Origin of the sequence: Streptomyces sp. XD-27 (assembly GCF_030553055.1) — a bacterium.
GTDB lineage: Bacteria > Actinomycetota > Actinomycetes > Streptomycetales > Streptomycetaceae > Streptomyces.
In genome coordinates this window covers 3,624,744-3,642,806 of the sequence record NZ_CP130713.1, presented here as the reverse complement: position 1 = coordinate 3,642,806, position 18,063 = coordinate 3,624,744, and the positions used below count along the sequence as shown (strand labels likewise).

Below are 18,063 nucleotides of genomic sequence, written 5' to 3'. Positions count from 1 at the left end.
CCGTACCGCCCGTCCGGTCCGTCTCGTCGCTTGTCGCCATGGCGACCCCTTTCCCTTCCGGTCCGCGCGCGGGCGCTCGGCCCGGGCGGATTACCGCCCTCCATGATGACGGGTGGACGGGGTGCGGAAATCCGCGCGACGCCGCACGGTGCGCCGCATAGGGTTCGCGTGTGCTGGTACGACTTATACGGGCACATCTGGGGCCCTACACCCGACCCATCGCGCTGATCGTGCTGCTCCAACTGGTGCAGACGCTGGCCACGCTCTACCTTCCGGCCCTCAACGCGGACATCATCGACAACGGCGTGGTGGAGGGGGACACCGGTTACATCGTCCGGGTGGGCGGCGTCATGGTCGCCGTCACGCTGCTCCAGATCTGCTGCGCCATCGGCGCGGTCTATTTCGGAGCCCGTACGGCCATGGCGCTCGGCCGCGACATCCGCGCCGCGGTCTTCGACCGGGTGCAGTCCTTCTCCGCCCGCGAGCTGGGCCGCTTCGGCGCGCCCTCGCTGATCACCCGCAGCACCAACGACATCCAGCAGGTGCAGATGCTGTGCCTGATGGCCTTCACCATCATGGCCTCGGCGCCGATCATGTGCGTCGGCGGCGTCCTGATGGCGCTCGACCAGGACGTGCCGCTGTCCGGGCTGCTGCTGGTCATCGTGCCGGTCCTCGGCGTCGTCATCGGGTTGATCCTGCGCCGGATGCGGCCGCTGTTCCGGGGCGTCCAGGAGCGCATCGACACCGTCAACCGGGTGCTGCGCGAGCAGATCACCGGCATCCGCGTGATCCGCGCGTTCGTCCGCGACCGGCATGAGCGGGAGCGGTTCGACAAGGCCAACCACGCGCTCATGGACGTGTCGCTGCGCGCCGGGCGGCTGATGGCCCTGATGTTCCCGACGGTGATGCTGGTGGTGAACATCGCGGGCGCCGCCGTCGTCTGGTTCGCCGGGCACCGCATCGACAGCGGGGACATGCGGATCGGCGCGCTGACGGCGTTCCTCGCGTACCTGATGCAGATCCTGATGGCCGTCATGATGGCCACATTCATGTTCATCATGGTGCCGCGCGCGGAGGTGTGCGCCGAGCGCGTCCAGGAGGTGCTGGACACCGAGACCAGCGTGCGGCCGCCCGCCGACCCGATCCCGCTGCCGACCGCCGCGGAGTCCGGAGGGCGGCGCGGTCTGCTGGAGCTGGACGGCGTGGAGTTCCGCTACCCGGGCGCCGAGGAGCCGGTGCTGCGCGACATCTCGCTGATCGCCCGGCCCGGCGAGACCACGGCCGTCATCGGCTCCACCGGCAGCGGCAAGTCCACGCTGCTCGGCCTGGTGCCGAGGTTGTTCGACCCGACGGCGGGCAGCGTACGGGTGGACGGGGTGGACGTGCGGCGGCTCGACCCGGCGGAGCTGGCCCGGACGATCGGACTCGTCCCGCAGAAGCCGTATCTGTTCTCCGGCACCGTCGCCTCCAACCTGCGCTACGGCAGACCCGACGCCACCGACGAGGAGCTGTGGCGGGCGCTGGAAACCGCCCAGGCCCGGGACTTCGTGGCGGAGTTGGAGGAGGGCCTGGAGGCGCCCATCGCGCAGGGCGGCGGCAACGTCTCCGGCGGGCAGCGGCAGCGCCTGGCCATCGCCCGCGCGCTCGTCGGGCGCCCGGCGATCTACCTCTTCGACGACTCCTTCTCCGCCCTGGACTACGCCACGGACGCGCGGCTGCGCGCGGCGCTGGCGGACGAGACCGGGGAGGCGACGGTCGTCATCGTCGCCCAGCGGGTCGCCACGATCCGGCACGCCGACCGCATCGTCGTCCTGGACGAGGGCCGGGTGGTCGGTACGGGCACCCATCCCGAACTGATGGCGGACAACGCGACGTACAGGGAGATCGTGCTGTCGCAGCTGAGCGAGGAGGAGGCGGCGTGAGCGGGGGCGGCACGGGCAAGGGCGGTGGCCGGAGCGGGGACGGTATAGGCAGCGGCGGTGGCCGGGGCGGGGGCGGCGTGAGTGCGGGCACCGCGAAGGTTCCGGCGCCCCGCAGGGGACCGGCCCCGGCCGCCGGGCCCGCGCGCTGGATGGGCGGCCAGCCCACCGAGCGCTCCATGGACTTCCGCGGCTCCGGCCGCCGGCTGCTGGGCACCATGCGCCCCGAGCGCACCATGCTGACGGTGGCCCTCGGCTTCGCGGTGCTCAGTATCGCGCTGACCGTGCTCGGCCCCAGGCTCCTGGGCCACGCCACGGACCTGATCTTCGAGGGCGTGGTCGGCCGCCAACTGCCCGCGGACGAGACCAAGGCGGAGGCCGTCGAGCGGCTGCGCGAGCACGGCGACGGCACCGTCGCGGACATGATCTCCGCGATGGACGTGGTGCCGGGCCGGGGCATCGACTTCGACGCGGTCGGCACCGTGCTGCTGTGGGCCCTGCTGCTCTACGTGGGCGCCGCGGTCCTCGGCCTGGTCCAGGCCCGCATCTACACCGTCGTCGTCCAGCGGGCCGTGTTCCGGATGCGGCGCGACGTCGAGGAGAAGCTGGCCCGGCTGCCGCTGTCGTACTTCGACAAGCAGCCGCGCGGCGAGGTGCTGTCCCGGGCGACCAACGACATCGACAACATCCAGCAGACGCTCCAGCAGACCATGAGCCAGGTCGTCGCCTCGCTGCTGACCATCGTGGGCGTCCTGGCGATGATGTTCTGGATCTCGCCGCTGCTGGCCCTGGTGGCGCTGCTGACCGTGCCGCTGTCGGTGTACGTGGCGGCCCGCGTCGGCAAGCGCGCGCAGCCGCAGTTCGTCGCCCAGTGGAAGACCACCGGCAAGCTCAACGCCCATATAGAGGAGATGTACACCGGCCACTCGCTGGTGAAGGTCTTCGGGCGGGAGCGGGAGTCCGCGGCGGTCTTCCGGGAGCACAACGAGCAGCTGTACGCGTCGAGTTTCCGGGCGCAGTTCATCTCCGGGATCATCCAGCCCGCGATGATGTTCATCGGCAACCTCAACTACGTGCTGGTCGCGGTGGTCGGCGGGCTGCGGGTGGCCTCCGGCTCGCTGTCGATCGGCGATGTGCAGGCGTTCGTCCAGTACCAGCGCCAGTTCAGCCAGCCGCTGACCCAGGTGGCCGCGATGGCCAACCTGGTGCAGTCGGGCGTGGCGTCGGCCGAGCGGGTCTTCGAGCTGCTGGACGCGGAGGAGCAGAGCCCGGACCCGGAGCCGTCGAAGGACTTGGCGAAGGACCTGACGAAGAACCTGACGAAGGACCTGACGAAGGACCCGGCGCCGTCGAGGGGCCTGGCGGAGGAGCCGCGCCGCGAACCGGTCAGCGGCCGGGTCGCGTTCGAGAACGTCTCCTTCCGCTACGAGCCGGACAAGCCGCTGATCGAGGACCTGTCGCTGTCGGTGCGGCCGGGCCAGACGGTGGCCATCGTCGGCCCGACGGGCGCGGGGAAGACCACCCTGGTCAATCTGCTGATGCGGTTCTACGAGGTCAGTGGCGGCCGGATCACGCTCGACGGCGTCGACATCGCCACGATCCCGCGCGAGGAGCTGCGCTCCAACGTCGGCATGGTCCTCCAGGACACGTGGCTGTTCGGCGGCACGATCGCGGAGAACATCGCCTACGGGGCGGACGGGGCGTCGGCGGAGGCCATCATCGCGGCGGCGAAGGCCACCCATGTGGACCGCTTCGTACGGACCCTCCCGGACGGCTACGACACGGTCCTGGACGAGGAGGGCGGAGGCGTCAGCGTCGGCGAGAAGCAGCTGATCACCATCGCGCGGGCGTTCCTGGCCGAACCGGCGATCCTCGTCCTGGACGAGGCGACCAGTTCGGTGGACACCCGCACGGAGGTCCTGATCCAGCACGCGATGGCGTCCCTGCGCAAGGGCCGCACCAGCTTCGTCATCGCCCACCGGCTCTCCACGATCCGCGACGCGGACCTGATCCTGGTGATGGAGGCGGGCCGCATCGTGGAACAGGGCACGCACGAGGAACTGCTGGCGGCACGGGGCGCGTACGCCCGCCTGTACGAGGCCCAGTTCGCGGCCCCGGTGACGGAGTAGCGGGGCGCCCCGGAGCCGGGGCCGGGGCCGGGGCCGGGGGCGGGACCAGGGACCGGGCACCGGCCTGGCCCGGCGCGGGCGGGGGCCCGGGGCCGAGACGTCGGCCCCGGCCTAGGCGTGGGTCGCGGCCCACGCCGCGATCCGGGTCAGCAGGTCCTCCCCGGCGGAGTTCTCCGCGTGGCCGAAGCCGCGCTCGATCCACAGCTCTGTGGACGACGGGTCGGCGGCCTGCGCCAGCATGCGGGGATGGTCCAGCGGGAAGTACGGGTCCGCGTCGCCGTGGACGATCAGCAGCGGCGTCGGGGCGATCAGCGGGACCGAGGCCACCGGGGAGAGCGGAACGGGGTTCCAGCGGTGCGGGGCGACCCGCGTGCGGAGGCCGTAGCGGGAGACCAGGCGGCCGGCGGGGTGCGTCACCGCCCAGTGGAGGCGGCGCATGGGCGCGGTGCCGCGGTAGAACCAGCGGGCGGGGGCGCTCACCGCGATCACCGCGTCGGCATGCGCGTCCCTGCGCCCCCCGCGCCCTTCACGCTCCTGTGTGCGCCCCTCCCCGCCCCCGGTCGCGTATGGCTGGATTTCGCCGGTCGTACCCGTGGCGGGTGAGCCCGCGGTGGCGTCCCCGGCCGGCGTCCCCACGGATGTCCCGGGGCGCGCGGCATGCCGCAGTACCACCGAGCCGCCCATCGAGAAGCCGACCGTGACCACCCGCCGGTGGCCGAGCCGACGTGCCCAGCGCACCGCCGCGGCCAGGTCCAGGACCTCGCGGTCGCCGACCGTGGAGCGGCCACCGGAGCGGCCATGCCCGCGGAAGGAGAACGTGATCACGGGCGCACGCTGGGATAACGCCAGCGCCGCACGCCGCAGCGCGGGACGCTCCAGCGCCCCGGTGAAGCCGTGCGCGACCACGAAGACCAGGTCGCCCTCGGCGCCGCCGGCGGTCTCGTACGCCGCGTCGATCGGGATCCCGTCGTCCGTCAGCAGCGTGACCCTCAGGACCCCTGACGTGACCGGCGACGTGACCGGCAGAACACGACTACGTGCAGATTCGGCCTCTGATCCGCGCGTCATGTGGGCTATTCTGCTTCGAAGAGGACTCGGGCAACGCAGCCCCCGGGTCCTTTTGTGCTTTCAGGCGGGTTCCGCGCGTCTGAGTGCACGCGCGCTCCAGGGCGCGGAGCCGCACGCAGCGAACACCGGTACGAGCAGTGCCCTCGCAGGGACCGAGGAGGAACCGACGTTATGGGCGAGCCAGGCGAGACCGCGACCGTGACCACGGCCAAGGCAGGTGGCGACCGATGAGCTCACTGCTTCTGCTGACCAACGCACTCCAGCCGTCGACGGAGGTGCTGCCCGCTCTCGGCCTCCTGCTGCACAGCGTGCGCGTCGCCCCGGCGGAGGGCCCGGCCCTGGTGGACACCCCCGGCGCCGACGTCATCCTCATCGACGGCCGCCGCGACCTGCCGCAGGTGCGCAGCCTGTGCCAGCTGCTGCGCTCCACCGGCCCCGGCTGCCCGCTGATCCTCGTGGTCACCGAGGGCGGCCTCGCCGCCGTCACCGCGGACTGGGGGATCGACGACGTCCTGCTGGACACCGCGGGCCCGGCGGAGGTCGAGGCGCGGCTGCGGCTCGCGATGGGCCGCCAGCAGATCACCATGGACGACAGCCCGATGGAGATCCGCACCGGCGACCTGTCGGTGGACGAGGCGACCTACAGCGCCAAGCTCAAGGGTCGTGTGCTCGATCTCACATTCAAGGAGTTCGAGCTGCTGAAGTACCTGGCGCAGCACCCCGGGCGCGTCTTCACCCGCGCCCAGCTGCTCCAGGAGGTCTGGGGCTACGACTACTTCGGCGGCACCCGGACCGTCGACGTCCACGTGCGACGGCTGCGCGCCAAGCTCGGCCCGGAGCACGAATCCCTGATCGGAACGGTGCGAAACGTCGGTTATCGCTTCGTCGTGCCGGAGAAGGTGGAGCGGGCCGCCGAGGAGGCCAAGGCGAAGGCCAAGGCGACGGCCGGGGCGGGTCGGGGCGAGGGCGACGGCGCGCGCACCGAAGCGGCGGGCGCCCGGGGCCCGGCGGCGCGCCGCGAGGAGGCCGAAGTCACCGCCGCACGACCGGCCAAGGGGTAGATGGACCCGCGTAGACTTCCCGGCGTGGCCAAGGTGACGCGGGACGATGTGGCAAGGCTGGCGGGGACCTCGACCGCGGTCGTCAGCTACGTCATCAACAATGGACCGAGGCCGGTCGCCCCGGCCACGCGCGAGCGCGTGCTCGCCGCGATCAAGGAGCTGGGTTACCGGCCGGACCGCGTCGCGCAGGCGATGGCGAGCCGGCGCACGGACCTCATAGGCCTGATCGTGCCGGACGCCCGCCAGCCCTTCTTCGCGGAGATGGCGCACGCCGTGGAGCGGGCGGCCGCCGAGCGCGGAAAGATGGTGCTGGTCGGCAACTCCGACTACCTCGACGAGCGCGAGGTGCACTATCTGCGCGCCTTCCTCGGGATGCGGGTCTCCGGGCTGATCCTGATCAGCCAGGGCCCCAGCGAGCACGCGGCCGCCGAGATAGACGCCTGGGACGCCCGGGTCGTCCTGCTGCACCGCCGTCCCGAGGCGATCGAGGACGTCGCCGTGGTCACGGACGACGTGGGCGGCGCGCACCTGGCCACCCGGCACCTGCTGGAGCACGGCCATCCGTACGTCGCCTGCCTCGGCGGTACGGAGATCACCCCGACCGTCGGCGACCCGGTCACCGACCACGTCGAGGGCTGGCGGCGGGCCATGCGGGAGTCCGGGAAGTCCACCGAGGGCCTGCTGTTCCAGGCCCCGTACAACCGTTACGACGCCTACCAGGTGGCGTTGAAGCTGCTGGCCGGGCCGGAGCGTCCGCCCGCCATCATCTGCGCCACCGACGACCAGGCCATCGGCGTGCTGCGGGCCGCGCGCGAGCTGCGGATCGACGTGCCGGGGGAGCTGGCCGTCGCGGGCTTCGACGACGTGAAGGAAGCGGCGCTCACCGATCCGCCGCTGACCACCGTGGCCTCCGACCGCGAGGCGATGGCGCGGGCCGCGGTGGACCTGGTGCTGGACGACGGGCTGCGGGTGCCGGGGTCGCGCCGGGAGCGGCTCAAGCAGTTCCCGTCCGCGCTGGTGGTCCGGCGCTCCTGCGGCTGCGCATGACCTCGCCGGTCGCGCCCCGCTGACCCGTGCGCCGCGGCCCGTGCGCCGCCCCGTCCGCGGGTCCGGTGAACTCTGTCGCGCTTCTCAGCGGGCTCTCAGACGATTCTCAGGAACGTGGCGCACCGTCGAAGCCATGACGGACAACGGCACGCACCTCCCGCAGCACCACCCCGCGCACCCTTACGCCTCCCTGCACCCTTACGCCTCCCTCCCCGCCGCGCCGCCGGTGCCTCCGGACCCGCCGGGCGGGCAGCCCGCGGCCGAGGGAGGCCACCGGCGACAGGGCCGCAGGCGCGGCCCCGTCGCCCTGGTCGCCGCCGTCGCCATCGCGGCGGCCGTGCTCGGCGGCGGGACGGCCGCGCTGGTCGGCCACGCCACGGAGAAGTCCGGCGGCAGCGCCGCCACCCCCGTGGTCAACGCCAACGCCACCACCGGTGGCAGCGTCTCCGCCGTCGCCCAGGCCGTCGGCCCCAGCATCGTGGAGATCAAGGCCAGCTCCGGGCAGGGCGCGTCCACCGGCTCCGGCGTGATCATCACCGGCGACGGCGAGATCATCACCAACAACCACGTCATCGCGGGCGCGGACAGCGTCACGGTGACGTTCAGCGACGGCAGCAGCAGGACCGCGTCCGTCGTCGGCACCGACCCCGGCAAGGACCTGGCCCTGATCAAGGTGCGGGGGGCCAGTGGACTGAAGGCGGCCACGCTCGGTGACTCCGACAGCGTGCGGGTCGGCGACCAGGTGGTGGCCATCGGCTCGCCCGAGGGCCTGACCGGCACCGTCACCAGCGGCATCGTCTCCGCCCTCGACCGGGACGTCACCGTCTCCACCGACGAGAGCCAGGGCCGGCAGGGAGACGGCTCCGGCCGGTGGCCGTTCGAGTTCGGCGGCGGCCGCTACAACGGCGACGTGGGCTCCTCCACCACCACGTACAAGGCCATCCAGACCGACGCCTCGCTCAACCCGGGCAACTCCGGCGGCGCCCTGATCAACATGAAGGGCCAGATCATCGGGATCAACTCGGCGATGTACTCGCCCTCGGGCGCGCAGTCGTCCGGCAGCGCGGGCAGCGTCGGACTCGGCTTCGCCATCCCCGTCGACACGGTGACCGCCGACCTGGACGCGCTGCGCGACGGCGGGAGCTGAGGGCATCCGTGGCACGCTGGACGGGTGACCGCGCGACCCGTCAGGACCCCGAGGTAGACATCCGATGAGCACCGTCGAGCCCGCCGAGCAGTCCTCCCGCGTGCTGATCGTCGACGACGAACCGGCCGTCCGCGAGGCGCTGCGGCGCAGCCTGGCCTTCGAGGGCTACCGCACCGAGACCGCCGTCGACGGGCTGGACGCGCTGGAGAAGGTCGGCCGCTGCGACCCCGAGCTGATCGTCCTCGACGTGCTGATGCCGCGCATGGACGGGCTGACCGCCGCCCGCCGGTTGCGCGCCGGCGGCGTCACCGTGCCCATCCTGATGCTGACCGCGCGCGACACGGTCGGCGACCGGGTCACCGGTCTCGACTCGGGCGCCGACGACTACCTGGTCAAGCCCTTCGAGCTGGACGAGCTGCTGGCCCGGATCCGCGCGCTGCTGCGCCGCAGCGCGTACGCCACGGCGGCGGGCGGCGGGGCGGTGCCCGGTCGGGCGGACCAGGCCGGCGGCGACGTCCTGTCCTTCGCGGATCTGCGAATGGACCTGTCGACGCGGGAGGTGACGCGGGGCGCGCGGCAGGTGGAGCTGACCCGCACCGAGTTCACGCTGCTGGAGCTCTTCCTGGCCCACCCGCGCCAGGTGCTCACCCGCGAGCAGATCCTCAAGGCGGTCTGGGGCTTCGACTTCGAGCCGTCGTCCAACTCCCTGGACGTGTACGTGATGTATCTGCGTCGCAAGACCGAACTGGGCGGCGAGCCGCGGCTGGTGAACACCGTGCGCGGGGTGGGCTACGTCCTGCGCGGCGGGGACGGCCCCGGCAGCGCCCCGAGTCCCGGCAGTGCCCCCGGCCCCGGACGGGACGGGACGCCGTGATCCGGTGGTTCCGGCGGCTGCCGCTGCGCTCCCGGCTGGCGCTGCTGACCGCGGCGGCGGTGGCCCTCGCCGTCGCGATCTCGGCGCTGGCCTGCTGGTTCGTCACCCGCGACCAGCTCGTCAGCGCGCTGGACGACCGGTTGCGGGACGACGTACGGCGGATCGACCTCGGCCGGCTGCGGGACTACGACTGCACGACCGGCAGCCAGGGCTCCCGCGATCTGCGGCCCGGCGCGGCCAATGTGCAGGTCGTCGGCGAAGACGGCATTCCCTGCGTCGCGCCGGGCTCGGACCGGGTACGGGTGACGCGCGAGGACGTCGACGTGGCCCGCGCCCCGCTCTTCACCGACGCCACGCACGACGGCACCACCGCGGACGGCCGGGAGGTCCGGGTCCGTACCGAGCACGTCCAGGTCACCTTTCCGGACGGCCGGACCGGTGACCTGACCGTGTCGGTGTCCCGTCCGCTGGCCGAGGTCACCCGGCCGCTGGACACCCTCGCCCTGGTGCTGCTGACCGTCGCGGGCGGCGGGGTCGTCCTCTCGGCGACGGCCGGGCTGTGGGTCGCCCGGACCGGCCTGAAACCGGTGGACCGGCTCACCGACGCCGTGGAGCACGTGGCCCGCACCGAGGACCTGGCGGTCCGCATCCCCGCGGAGGGAGAGGACGAGATCGCCCGCCTGTCGCGCTCGTTCAACGCCATGACGGCGGCGCTCGCCTCCTCCCGCGACCGGCAGCAGCAGTTGATCGCGGACGCGGGGCACGAGCTGCGCACCCCGCTGACCTCGCTGCGTACCAACATCGAACTGCTGGCGCGCAGCGAGGAGACCGGGCGCGCGCTGCCGCCGGAGGACCGCAGGGCGCTGCTGGCCAGTGTCACCGCCCAGATGTCCGAACTGGCCGCGCTCATCGGTGATCTCCAGGAGCTCTCCCGCCCGGACGCGGCGCCCGGCAGCGGCCCGGTGCAGGTGGTGGCGGTGCACGAGGTGGCGGAGGCGGCGCTGGAGCGGGCCCGGCTGCGCGGCGCGGAGGTGGCGTTCACCGCCGCGCTGGATCCGTGGTACGTACGGGCCGAACCGGCGGCGCTGGAGCGGGCGCTGGTGAACCTGCTGGACAACGCGGTGAAGTTCAGCCCGCGTGGCGGGACGGTCGAGGTCGCCCTGGCCGACGGCGAGTTCACGGTCCGGGACCACGGCCCCGGCATCCTGGAGGAGGAACTGCCCCACGTCTTCGACCGCTTCTGGCGTTCCCCGTCCGCCCGCAGCCTGCCGGGCTCGGGGCTGGGCCTGTCCATCGTGGCACGTACGGTCCACTCGGCGGGCGGCGAGGTGGCACTGCGGCCCGCGCCGGGCGGGGGCACGGTCGCACGGGTCCGGCTGCCGGGGTCGGCTGCCCCTTTCTGACCCACCCCTTCTGACCTGCGCCTCTCTGATCCGCAGTGCAGCACAACTAACCAATGGAACAGGTTTGTTGGCCTGGATTCCGGCTTGTTTCCTGTGACAGGCTCACAGCGAATTGGCTTTACCTGTGACAAGGAATCCGGTGCGAAAAATACAGTCAATCGCCACTGCCGCTGTCGCGGTGCTGGCACTCACCCTGACCGGTTGCGGCGGCGACGACGAGGACTCGGGGGCTTCGGGCACGTCCGAGTCGGGCAGCAGCCGGCCGAGCGGCGGAGCCGACACCACGTCGCCCAGCGCCAGCCCGAGCGCTACGGACGGCGCCAAGTCGCCCATGCCCAGCGGCACGAGCGGGGCCAAGTCCCCGAGCCCGAGCCGTACCGGTGGGGCCCCGTCCGCCAAGCCGAAGCCGAAGCCGACTCGGCCTGCCGCGCCCTCCAAGCCCGCGGCGACGAGCGGAGGCGGCAGCCAGGCGAGCGGCGCGCAGGGCGCCTGGTACTCCATAGCGCGTGATCCGAACGGCAAGGCGGTCGTCCTGACCGTGAGCGGCACATCCTTCACCGTGAACTACGGCGGCAAATCCCTGTCTGGGACGATCAACGCCGACATGACCACCAGGGCCACCGTCGGGGGCGAGACCTCGACCGGCAAGGCCGTGCTCAGCGAGGGCGGGCAGCGGCTCACGCTCACCTGGGACGACGGTAGTCCCAGCGACGTGTTCACCCGCAAATAGCCCGCACAGCACCGGCGGCGACCGCCCTATTCCTTCGCCTTGCCGAAGTCCAGGTGGTCGCCGGCCAGGTCGGCGCGGATGCCGTCGCGCTCGACGGTGATGTTCCGCAGCCGCAGGTCACCCGCCTTCTCGGGGAGCTGGAAGGAGAGCGCCAGTCGCTCCGACAGCTCTGGCGGCTGGAGCCGGATCAGGGCCGCCGCCAGTTTCGGGTCGATGCCGATCCGCTCGAGCACCCATGGGTGCTCGGTGACCGCGTCGACCAGGTTCACCCGCATCAGAGCCTCGACGAAGCGCGGTGAACTGGTGAGCTCGTTCAGCCGCGCGTCGCTGCGCAGCGCTTCCTGGGCCACCTGGTCCGGCACGCCGAGCCGCCGCGCCAGCGACGGGACCGCAAGCATCGCCTTGGCCTTGCCCGCGTCCTGGGCGATCCGTTCGGCGCTCTCGCGGTGCAGCCGCAGCCCGGCGTGCTTGCCCGGCCGGTAGGTCGCCACCTCGGGGATGTCGAGTCGCATGCCCGTGATGTCGGTGGAGATCCCGCGTGCGCCGTCGCGCATGATGCGCGCCTTGGCCCGCACCTGTACCTCCTGCCCGGCCACGGGCAGCTTTCCCGCGGCGAGTACGGATTCGGGGCCATGGCCGGTGAACCGCACCTGGGAGGCGCCGAGTTCGCGGTTCATGTCGTCGAAGGACAGCAGGACGTCGCCGTCGAGGCTGTCGATGGTGGCGCCCTCGACGGAGTCGGGGAGACTGCCGGCGATGTGGATGTCCCGGGCGCTGGCGCGTACCTGCGCCAGCGAGACCCGGTCCGCCGCCACGTCGGGGATGGTGACGTCCACCTGGTCCAGCCGCCCGTCCAGCACCTGGGTCAGGAACGGGAAGCCCCTGATCTCCACCTCGGGCGCGGCCTCCAGCCCGAGCTGCTTCTGCACCCGCTGGGCCGCCTGCCGTTCCGCGTACATCACGGCGCAGCGGTCCGCGAGCACCAGGATCACGGTGGCCGCGGCGGCGGCGATCACCAGCTTGAGGAGCAGCGAGACCCCGGACAGCGGGCGGCGGCGGCCGCGCTTGCGCTTGCGGTGGTTGGGCGGCGACCAGGGCTCTTCGCCGTCCGCGTCGCCGTCGGGCCCGTCCGGCTTGAGCCCGAGGCCCAGCGGGTCGTCGGGGTCGTACGGGTCGGCGAGCTCGGCGAGTTCGTCGTACGGGTTGCGGGGCGGGAGCTCGTCAGCCGCGGGAGCCTGGGGAAGCGGCTGCGTGAGGTCCGGAACCGGCGATGTTGATATGCGCGTGGGGGTTCGCATCGGTCAATCCCACCATGCGGGACCGTGTCGAACGCAAGTTGTACCGCCAGTAGGTGGTGAACGGCACGATGGATTCAGCCGCCGCTCAGCCGCCGCGCTTCGGGCACCGTCGGTGGCTCCCGGCGGCGGACCCCCTACGCCGTAGGGCGGACGTCGCGCGGCACCCCGTGATCCGTGAGTCGCATCTGCACGGGCCAATCCCCGACTTCCGTAGGACGCGGTCGATATGGGGCGGAAGTTAGCGTCGCGTCATGACCAGAACCCGTCGCGCGGCGCTCGCCGCCGCCCTCGTCGCCGCCGTGTCCCTGCCGCTCGCCGCAGCGGGCGCGGCGTCGGCGGAACCGCGCACCGACGCGTCGTCCCCGACCGCCGCGGCCACGGGGGCCACCGCCCTGGACGTCCGGTCGAACCAGAACATACGCCTTGAACTGCCGCGGCTCAGCGGCCCGTACGCGGTCGGCCGGGACACCATCCACCTGACCGACCGGTCCCGTCCGGACCCGTGGGTGTCCGAGGCGAAGGCCCGCGAGCTGATGGTCGACCTGTACTTCCCCGCCCGCCCCGGCACCGGACGCGCGGCGCCGTACATGTCGACGGAGGAGGCGCGGCTGCTCCTGGAGAGCCGGGATCTGGACAAGGTCGTGCCGCCCGAGACGGTGAGCGCGACCGCCACCCAGGTGCGCACCGCGGCCCGCCCGACCCACGGCAGGTTCCCGCTGGTGGTCCTCTCCCCGGGCTTCGGCATGAACCGCGCCACGCTGACCCATCTCGCCGGTGACCTGGCCAGCAGGGGATACGTGGTCGCGGCGGTCGACCACGCCTACGAGTCGCTCGGTACGCGCTTCCCCGGCGGGCGGGTGCTGACCTGCGTGGCCTGCGCGAAGGCGGATGAGGGCGGGGACGCCGTGCGCGCCCGCGTCCCCCGGGTGCGGGCCGCGGACGTGTCCTTCCTCCTCGACCGGCTGACCGGCCGCCACCCCGCCTGGCGGCATGCCGGGCTCATCGACCGGCAGCGGATCGGCATGGCGGGCCACTCCATCGGGGGCGCGGGCGCCGCCGAGACGATGGCGACGGACCGGCGGGTGCGGGCCGGGGTCAACATGGACGGCGCGTTCGTCGCCCCCGTCCCCGAGGACGGGCTGGACGGCCGCCCGTTCATGATGCTGGGCACCGACGACGAGTGGCACCGGCCGGGCGGCAAAGACCGGACCTGGGACGAGGCGTGGACCCGCTTCGACGGCTGGAAGCGCTGGCTGACGGTCGCCGGGTCGGGCCACATGACCTTCACGGACCTGCCGATCCTCGGCGAGCAACTCGGCCTGCCCGACCCCGAGGTGCCGCTGTCGGGGCGGCGCTCGGCGGAGATCACCCACGACTACGTGGCGGCCTTCTTCGACCTGCACCTGCGGGGCGAGCCGCAGCCGCTGCTGGAGGGGCCGTCGCGGGCCAACCCGGAGGTGAGGTTCCAGAACCCGTAGGCCGCCGTCGCTGACCGCTCGGCACAACCCCGTGCGCAAACCCCGTGCGGTGCACATCCGCTCGAAGTGATGACTCTCGGCGAGAGGGTGGTCACAGAGTGCGCTCACGCGTGAGGATGGATCTCGCAACCGCCGTAATGGGGCGAGCGTGTCGCGGCCGTTCCCGCAGCCCGGGAACGGCCGCGACGCGTGCCGTTGGCCGGAAGGGGACCGCATGGCGGATCGGGCGGCGCGGGCGGAGGAAGACGGCGAGAAGGCGGCGGAAAAGGCCGCGGAGAAGCCGGCGGAGGTCCCGGAACAGGCCCCGGGGCAGGTCCCGGAGCAGGCCCGGGAACAGGTCTCGGAGCAGGCCATCGCCACCTTCGGGTTCGTCAGGCCCTCGGAGGCCGCGGCCCCGGCCGAGCCCGCGCCCGGACCGGACGACCAGTGGGCGCTGCCCAACGGCACCGCGTGGGTGTACCACGGCGACGGACACGACGACCTGGTCCGGCCCGTCATCCTGGCCGACGGCTTCAACTCCGGCCCGTCCGAGCTGAACAGCTGGTGGGAGGCCGTGGAGCGGGGCGCGTACCCCTTCGCCACCGAACTGCGGCGCCGCGGCCACGACCTCGTCCTCGTCGGCTACGGCGAGCGCAGCCGCTCGATCCTGGAGAACGCGGAAGCCGTGCGGGCCGCCGTCCTGGAGGCGATCGCGCGGCGACGCGGCACCACACCCCTGGCCGTCGGCGGATTCGGGATGGGCGGCCTGGTCGCCCGGTACGCCCTGGCCGCAATGGAGCACGAGCGCATCGACCACCAGACGGCGGTCTACGTCTCGTACGACACGCCCCACCGGGGCGCCTGGGTGCCCATCGCCCTCCAGGCGTTCGCCCACTACATCCGGCCCCTGAAGTCCGGTTTCTCCCGGCAGGTCAACAGCGACGCCGCCCGCCAGATGCTGTGGCGGCACGTCCAGGAGGTCGACAGCCCGCCGAACGAGCACGACGAGCGGAAGAGGTTCCTCGCCGCGCTGCGCGAGGTCGGCTGGTGGCCGGTGCGGCCCGTCAAGATCGGCGTGGCCAACGGCCGGGCCGACGGCACGGGCAACGGGATCCCCGCCGGCGCGGAGGCGCTCAAGGCCACCGGTCTGGTCTTCCGGGGTACCACGCTGTCCACCCAGGCCGCGGGCGACGGCGTCGCGGTCGGCGAACTGCGCAGCGTCCTGGCCCGTCCAGCGACGGTGAGGACCAGCGAGCTCCCCGAACTCGACGGCGCCCCGGGCGGCATGCTCGACTCCTTCGGCATCCTCGCCGACGAGTTGACCAAGCTCGGCCGGACGACGGTCGACTGGCGCTCGGTGTGCTTCGTACCGACCGTGAGCGCCGCGGCCATCAGGGACCTCGACAGGCAGGACCACCTCTATATCGACGTGAACTCCCTGCCGCCGGGCCAGAGCGAACTGGACGCGTTCGCGTGCGCCTCGGACAACGGGGACCACGCCGCCATGACCGAGGAACTGGGCGGCTGGATCCTCGACCGGCTGCCGAGGTGAACCCGGCCGGCACACGCGGCGCACGGTGCGGCGCCCCGGCTGGGAAGGTCCACCTCCCCGGCCGGACCACCTCGTGGGACTACCGCTGCGACAGATCCGATGCCGTCGTACGGAACCGGGCGACGGTTCCGTCGTCGCTCCAGCGCCGCAGCCCGGCCTTCTCCAGCACCCGGACCGACGCCGGGTTCGACAACTCCACGTCGGCCTGCACCGTGTGCACATCCGGCGCGGTCAGGGCGAACTCCACGATGGCCCGGGTGGCCTCCGAGGCGTATCCGCGGCCTCGACGCGATGCGACGACGCCGTAACCCACCTCGATGGCCCCGTCACTGGGCGGCCAGAACAGCCCGATGGACCCGACCACCAGGCCACTGGCCCGCTCGATGATCTGCCGGTGACCGTACTCGGCCAGGCCGCCCGGGTGCTCGGTGAGGAACCCGGCGATGACCCGGTCTCCCTCGGCGGGGAAGTCCTCCGCCCAGTGCGCCGGCCGGGCGTCACCGACGACGGCGGCGAGCTCGGCGGCGCTCCACGGCCGCAGGACGAGGCGGTCAGTGGTCAGATCCGTACCGGTCAAAGAGAAAGATGACACGCGACACTCCTGGTCGTTTCAGACGACCGGGCCGCTGGACTACCCGCGCGCGGCCCGGACTTGGGAATGCTGACGAAGCGTCTGGCGAGCCATATTCATCAACCTCCCTTGTTCCGGCGGTAGTCGCGGAATTCGCGCGCCGAGGGATCGTATCAAGACGCGGCTCCTCCGTGATGACACGGTTGGCCTGCCCGGGAAGGCAAGCCAAGGGCTGACCCGGCAGTCCGTCGTTACGCTGCACGGATGCTGGCATACGACGAGCTGACGCCGCCCGAAAGGGAGTTGTGGGACGCCTTTCCCGCCGGGCGGTGGGTCGACCTGCGGACCGGTGTGGCCGAGGCCGACGATCCGGTGGGCGGCGACCGGTGGGGGCCGGAGCGGACGATACGGGCCGAGGTCATCGCCGCGTTGCTGCTCGGTGCCAACGCGGCGCCGGCCGGTGCCGTCGCCTCGCTGCGGCTGGCCGGGGCCCGGATCACCGGGGGGCTCGACCTCTCCGGGGCGGAGATCAACCACACGCTCTGGCTCAAGTGGTGCCGGCTGGAGGAGAAGGCGAGCTTCTACGGGGCCTCGACGCGGACGATCCGGATCGTCGACAGTCGACTCCCCGGCTTCAACGGCGGGCTGGTGCGGGTCGAAGGCCACCTGGAGCTGGACCGGTCCACCGTGGACGGTGCCGGGGTGTCGCTCATGAACGCCCACCTCGCGGGCGAGCTGAAGTTCAACCGCGCGACGATACGTGTCCCCGGCCACCGGTGGGCCGTGTTCGCGGGCGGGTTGGTCATGGGCGGCGGGGTCTTCGGCAAGGGGCTCACCACGGAGGGCGGGCTGCGGCTTCTGGGAGCGCAGCTCTCCGGCGGGCTGAACCTGAGGGGGGCGCGGCTCGGGGACACCGACGGGTTGTCGCTCCGTGCGGACAACGTGACCGTCACGACCATGCGGTGCTCCGACGGGTTCACGACGACGGGGACCGTGCGGCTGCGGAGCGCGCAGGTATCGGACTGGCTGTCCTTCGAGGGGGCGCGCCTGGGCGGCGACGGCGCCGCGCTGGTCGGCATAGGGATGCGCGTTGAGGACCTCAACCTGCGCTTCGCCGCCCCGCCCGCGGGCTCCCTCGATCTGCGCAGCTCCCAGGTGACGTGGGTACAGGACGACGACGCCACCTGGCCCGACGAGATACGGCTGGACGGCCTCACGTACGGGTCGGTGCGGTTCGCGGAGGCGACCGCCTCGCCCCGGCACGACCTGGCCCGCCGCCTCGCCTGGGTCCGCCGGTCGCCCGGCTACTCGCCCCAGCCGTACGAGCAACTCGCCGCCTACTACCGGCAGATCGGCCACGACGACGAGGCGCGCCGGGTGCTGCTGGCCAAGCAGCGGCACCGCCGCCGCACGCTGGGCCCGGCCGGGCGGGTGTGGGGCCGGCTGCTCGATGCCACCGTCGGGTACGGGTACCGGCCCTGGCTGGCCGGGGTGTGGCTGCTCGCGCTGACTCTTCTCGGCACGCTCGTCTTCCACGCCGGTTCGCCGACCCCGAACAAACCCGGCGAGGGGCCGCCGTTCAACGCGTTCGTCTACACCCTCGATCTGCTGGTGCCCATCGGGGGCCTCGGCCAGCGCGGCGCCTGGCACTGGACCGGCGACGGACGGCAGGTGCTGGCGTACGCGATGGTCGCCGTCGGCTGGATGCTCACCACCGCCGTGGTGGCGGGCGTGACGCGCACGCTCAGCAGAAGCTGAACGGGGGCGGGACGGCGGCGGGACACGCTGAATGGGGACGGGGCCCAGG

At 72.6% G+C, this 18,063-nt stretch carries 15 protein-coding genes; 11 read left to right on the top strand and 4 right to left on the bottom strand.

Going from position 1 to position 18,063, the window contains the following annotated elements; genetic code table 11:
- Nucleotides 1-170: 170 nt before the first annotated feature.
- Both Q3Y56_RS15495 and Q3Y56_RS15490 read left to right on the top strand, forming a co-directional pair.
- Nucleotides 171-1,922 carry an ABC transporter ATP-binding protein gene (locus Q3Y56_RS15495; protein WP_304462515.1) on the top strand — a complete coding sequence of 584 codons (1,752 nt, stop codon included), beginning with the start codon at nucleotides 171-173 and terminating at the stop codon, nucleotides 1,920-1,922.
- Between the two features lie 149 nt (nucleotides 1,923-2,071).
- A complete protein-coding gene (locus tag Q3Y56_RS15490; protein WP_304465627.1) occupies nucleotides 2,072-4,048 on the top strand; it encodes an ABC transporter ATP-binding protein in 1,977 nt (658 codons plus the stop codon).
- 111 nt (nucleotides 4,049-4,159) lie between these two features.
- On the opposite strand, the gene Q3Y56_RS15485 is transcribed toward Q3Y56_RS15490, so the two are convergent.
- Nucleotides 4,160-5,029, bottom strand: coding sequence for an alpha/beta hydrolase (locus tag Q3Y56_RS15485; protein WP_304465626.1), 870 nt, complete (start codon nucleotides 5,027-5,029; stop codon nucleotides 4,160-4,162).
- Nucleotides 5,030-5,343: 314 nt separating this feature from the next.
- Here Q3Y56_RS15485 and Q3Y56_RS15480 point away from each other — a divergent pair, with 314 nt between their 5' ends.
- From Q3Y56_RS15480 to Q3Y56_RS15460, 5 genes are all read left to right on the top strand, one after another.
- Nucleotides 5,344-6,177 carry a response regulator transcription factor gene (locus Q3Y56_RS15480; protein WP_304462514.1) on the top strand — a complete coding sequence of 278 codons (834 nt, stop codon included), beginning with the start codon at nucleotides 5,344-5,346 and terminating at the stop codon, nucleotides 6,175-6,177.
- Nucleotides 6,178-6,201: 24 nt separating this feature from the next.
- Complete coding sequence (locus Q3Y56_RS15475; protein ID WP_304462513.1) at nucleotides 6,202-7,224, top strand: LacI family DNA-binding transcriptional regulator; 1,023 nt, start codon at nucleotides 6,202-6,204, stop codon at nucleotides 7,222-7,224.
- 133 nt (nucleotides 7,225-7,357) lie between these two features.
- Complete coding sequence (locus Q3Y56_RS15470; RefSeq protein WP_304462512.1) at nucleotides 7,358-8,371, top strand: S1C family serine protease; 1,014 nt, start codon at nucleotides 7,358-7,360, stop codon at nucleotides 8,369-8,371.
- Between the two features lie 64 nt (nucleotides 8,372-8,435).
- A complete protein-coding gene (locus tag Q3Y56_RS15465; RefSeq protein WP_304462511.1) occupies nucleotides 8,436-9,245 on the top strand; it encodes a response regulator transcription factor in 810 nt (269 codons plus the stop codon).
- Complete coding sequence (locus Q3Y56_RS15460) at nucleotides 9,242-10,648, top strand: cell wall metabolism sensor histidine kinase WalK (protein ID WP_304462510.1); 1,407 nt, start codon at nucleotides 9,242-9,244, stop codon at nucleotides 10,646-10,648. Before Q3Y56_RS15465 ends, Q3Y56_RS15460 begins: the two co-directional genes overlap by 4 nt.
- Nucleotides 10,649-10,750: 102 nt before the next feature.
- Here Q3Y56_RS15460 and Q3Y56_RS15455 read toward each other — a convergent pair whose 3' ends face one another.
- Nucleotides 10,751-11,149 carry a hypothetical protein gene (locus Q3Y56_RS15455; protein ID WP_304462509.1) on the bottom strand — a complete coding sequence of 133 codons (399 nt, stop codon included), beginning with the start codon at nucleotides 11,147-11,149 and terminating at the stop codon, nucleotides 10,751-10,753.
- Between the two features lie 37 nt (nucleotides 11,150-11,186).
- Here Q3Y56_RS15455 and Q3Y56_RS15450 point away from each other — a divergent pair, with 37 nt between their 5' ends.
- Nucleotides 11,187-11,378, top strand: coding sequence for a hypothetical protein (locus Q3Y56_RS15450; RefSeq protein ID WP_304462508.1), 192 nt, complete (start codon nucleotides 11,187-11,189; stop codon nucleotides 11,376-11,378).
- A 26-nt stretch (nucleotides 11,379-11,404) separates the two neighbouring features.
- Here the strand turns inward: Q3Y56_RS15450 and Q3Y56_RS15445 are convergent, their stop codons facing one another.
- Nucleotides 11,405-12,676 (bottom strand): DUF2993 domain-containing protein, encoded by a 1,272-nt coding sequence (locus Q3Y56_RS15445; RefSeq protein ID WP_304462507.1) that lies wholly within the window; start codon nucleotides 12,674-12,676, stop codon nucleotides 11,405-11,407.
- A 251-nt stretch (nucleotides 12,677-12,927) separates the two neighbouring features.
- Between Q3Y56_RS15445 and Q3Y56_RS15440 the strand changes: the two genes are divergently transcribed.
- Both Q3Y56_RS15440 and Q3Y56_RS15435 read left to right on the top strand, forming a co-directional pair.
- Complete coding sequence (locus tag Q3Y56_RS15440; RefSeq protein WP_304462506.1) at nucleotides 12,928-14,154, top strand: alpha/beta hydrolase; 1,227 nt, start codon at nucleotides 12,928-12,930, stop codon at nucleotides 14,152-14,154.
- A gap of 214 nt (nucleotides 14,155-14,368) precedes the next feature.
- Nucleotides 14,369-15,685 (top strand): triacylglycerol lipase, encoded by a 1,317-nt coding sequence (locus Q3Y56_RS15435; protein ID WP_304462505.1) that lies wholly within the window; start codon nucleotides 14,369-14,371, stop codon nucleotides 15,683-15,685.
- A 79-nt stretch (nucleotides 15,686-15,764) separates the two neighbouring features.
- On the opposite strand, the gene Q3Y56_RS15430 is transcribed toward Q3Y56_RS15435, so the two are convergent.
- Complete coding sequence (locus Q3Y56_RS15430) at nucleotides 15,765-16,277, bottom strand: GNAT family N-acetyltransferase (RefSeq protein ID WP_304462504.1); 513 nt, start codon at nucleotides 16,275-16,277, stop codon at nucleotides 15,765-15,767.
- 243 nt (nucleotides 16,278-16,520) lie between these two features.
- On the opposite strand from Q3Y56_RS15430, the gene Q3Y56_RS15425 reads away from it, so the two are divergent.
- The gene (locus Q3Y56_RS15425) at nucleotides 16,521-18,014 is read left to right on the top strand and encodes an oxidoreductase (RefSeq protein WP_304462503.1); all 1,494 of its coding nucleotides are present in this window, start codon (nucleotides 16,521-16,523) and stop codon (nucleotides 18,012-18,014) included.
- The last annotated feature ends 49 nt before the right edge of the window (nucleotides 18,015-18,063 follow it).

What these genes read in the sequence shown, in the direction of transcription:
- Q3Y56_RS15490 (WP_304465627.1), top strand. Translation starts at nt 2,072, where the DNA reads ATGGGCGGCCAGCCCACCGAGCGCTCCATGGACTTCCGCGGCTCCGGC.
- Q3Y56_RS15480 (WP_304462514.1), top strand. Translation starts at nt 5,344, where the DNA reads ATGAGCTCACTGCTTCTGCTGACCAACGCACTCCAGCCGTCGACGGAG.
- Q3Y56_RS15470 (WP_304462512.1), top strand. Translation starts at nt 7,358, where the DNA reads ATGACGGACAACGGCACGCACCTCCCGCAGCACCACCCCGCGCACCCT.
- Q3Y56_RS15465 (WP_304462511.1), top strand. Translation starts at nt 8,436, where the DNA reads ATGAGCACCGTCGAGCCCGCCGAGCAGTCCTCCCGCGTGCTGATCGTC.
- Q3Y56_RS15455 (WP_304462509.1), bottom strand. Translation starts at nt 11,149, where the DNA reads ATGGAGTACCAGGCGCCCTGCGCGCCGCTCGCCTGGCTGCCGCCTCCG.
- Q3Y56_RS15445 (WP_304462507.1), bottom strand. Translation starts at nt 12,676, where the DNA reads ATGCGAACCCCCACGCGCATATCAACATCGCCGGTTCCGGACCTCACG.
- Q3Y56_RS15440 (WP_304462506.1), top strand. Translation starts at nt 12,928, where the DNA reads ATGACCAGAACCCGTCGCGCGGCGCTCGCCGCCGCCCTCGTCGCCGCC.
- Q3Y56_RS15435 (WP_304462505.1), top strand. Translation starts at nt 14,369, where the DNA reads ATGGCGGATCGGGCGGCGCGGGCGGAGGAAGACGGCGAGAAGGCGGCG.
- Q3Y56_RS15425 (WP_304462503.1), top strand. Translation starts at nt 16,521, where the DNA reads ATGCTGGCATACGACGAGCTGACGCCGCCCGAAAGGGAGTTGTGGGAC.